The 1,652-nt window shown below is 67.3% G+C and carries 1 protein-coding gene; it reads right to left on the reverse strand.

The window, feature by feature from the left end:
- Positions 1-90: 90 nt before the first annotated feature.
- On the reverse strand, positions 91-1,290 hold the full coding sequence (locus ABZ070_RS37195; protein ID WP_356640610.1) for a S8 family peptidase: 1,200 nt from the start codon (positions 1,288-1,290) through the stop codon (positions 91-93).
- Between the last annotated feature and the right edge of the window lie 362 nt (positions 1,291-1,652).

A 1,652-nucleotide genomic window follows, 5' to 3' on the forward strand; every position in this document is an offset into this window, starting at 1 on the left:
GATCTGGGCAAACACTTCGCTGAGCGCGAGTTACACCTCCGTACGTGACTTCCACAACGGACCGCCGCTCACACCGGGGTCACGCCTGTGTCACTCGACGACCTTCAGCAGCTTGTTCGGTGTGCCCGCGCTCGGGTTGGTGATCTTGTCGGCCGTGGCGCCCTCGGTGAGGGCCGTGGCGACCTGCTCCGGGGTCGCGTCCTGGTGGCCGGCGAGGTAGACCGCCGCGGCGCCGACGACGTGCGGGGTCGCCATCGAGGTGCCGGAGATGGTCTTGGTGCCCTCGTCGCTGTCGTTCCACGCCGAGGTGATGTCGGAGCCGGGTGCGTAGATGTCCACGATCGCACCGAAGTTGGAGAAGTCCGACTGGGCGTCCTCCTTGGTGGAGGAGGCGACGGTGATGGCTTCCTGAACCCTCGACGGAGAGCCCTGGCTCGCGTCGGAGGACTCGTTGCCGGCCGCGACGCCGAAGGTGACGCCGGCGGCGATGGCCTTGCGGACGGCCTCGTCGAGAGCCTCGTCGGCGCCACCGCCGAGGCTCATGTTGGCGACGGACGGGCCCTGGTGGTTCTGGGTGACCCAGTCGATGCCCGCGACGACCTGCTCGGTGGTGCCGGAGCCGTTGTCGTCGAGGACACGCACGGCGACGATCTTCGCCTTCTTGGCGACGCCGTGCGCCGCGCCCGCGATGGTGCCGGCGACGTGCGTGCCGTGGCCGTTGCCGTCGTCGGCGGACTCGTCATTGTCCACGGCGTCGAAGCCGTGCGTGGCGCGACCCTCGAAGTCCTTGTGGGATATGCGGACTCCGGTGTCGATCACGTACGCGGTCACGCCCTCACCGGCGCTGTCCGGGTAGGTGTACTTGCTGTCGCCGGCCGTGTCGGCCTGGTCGACCCGGTCCAGGCCCCAGGACGGGGGGTTGTCCTGGGTCGCGTTGATGGTGAACTTCTTGTTCTGCACGACCTTGGCGACGGCCGGGTCGGCGGCGAGACGCTTGGCCTCCGTCTCGGAGAGACCGCTGGCGGAGAAGCCGTTGATGGCGGAGCTGTAGTTGCGCTGCAGCGTGCCGCCGTACTCCTTGGCCAGGCCCTTCTTGTCGGCCTTCTCGTCCAGCATCACGATGTAGCTGCCGGCGACGGCGCCCTTGGCGTTCGCGCCGTAGATCTTGCCCTCGGCGGGAGCGGCGGCTCCGGCGAAGGACGTGTTGAGCAACGTGACGCCGGCTGCGGCGGCCACGGCGGTGATGGCTGCGGTGAGCTTGATCCTGCTCGCGCGCTTGTGAGTTGCCATGAAGAGGGGTCTCCTCGTCAATTTTTGTGGGGGGATCCGCCCACGGACGGAATTTCTCCGGGGGCTGGCTCGAAACCCTGACCGATTGACGCGCCCAGATCAAGACCTTCATACGGCTGTGACTTAGAAAACAAGGTTTCGCAATAAGAAATCGGCCAGGGCGACCCAAGTCGGGCACCGACCCCAACCGCCTTACTCAGTACGGCGCTTGCGCCCCACTTCCGAGGCTTGCGCCCTCTCCACGAAAGGAGGCCGCGCCCCTGCGCACATCTCCGCTGGACAGGGGGGACGACCTGAATACGCCCCTCATTTCGACGCGGATCCGGCGCCCGTGCGCAGAAGGAACACACACATGCCCCACG

It is taken from the genome of Streptomyces sp. NPDC006283, from assembly GCF_040613325.1.
Lineage (GTDB): Bacteria > Actinomycetota > Actinomycetes > Streptomycetales > Streptomycetaceae > Streptomyces.

Coding starts and splice junctions, on each gene's coding strand:
- ABZ070_RS37195 (WP_356640610.1), bottom strand. CDS start 1,290: ATGGCAACTCACAAGCGCGCGAGCAGGATCAAGCTCACCGCAGCCATC.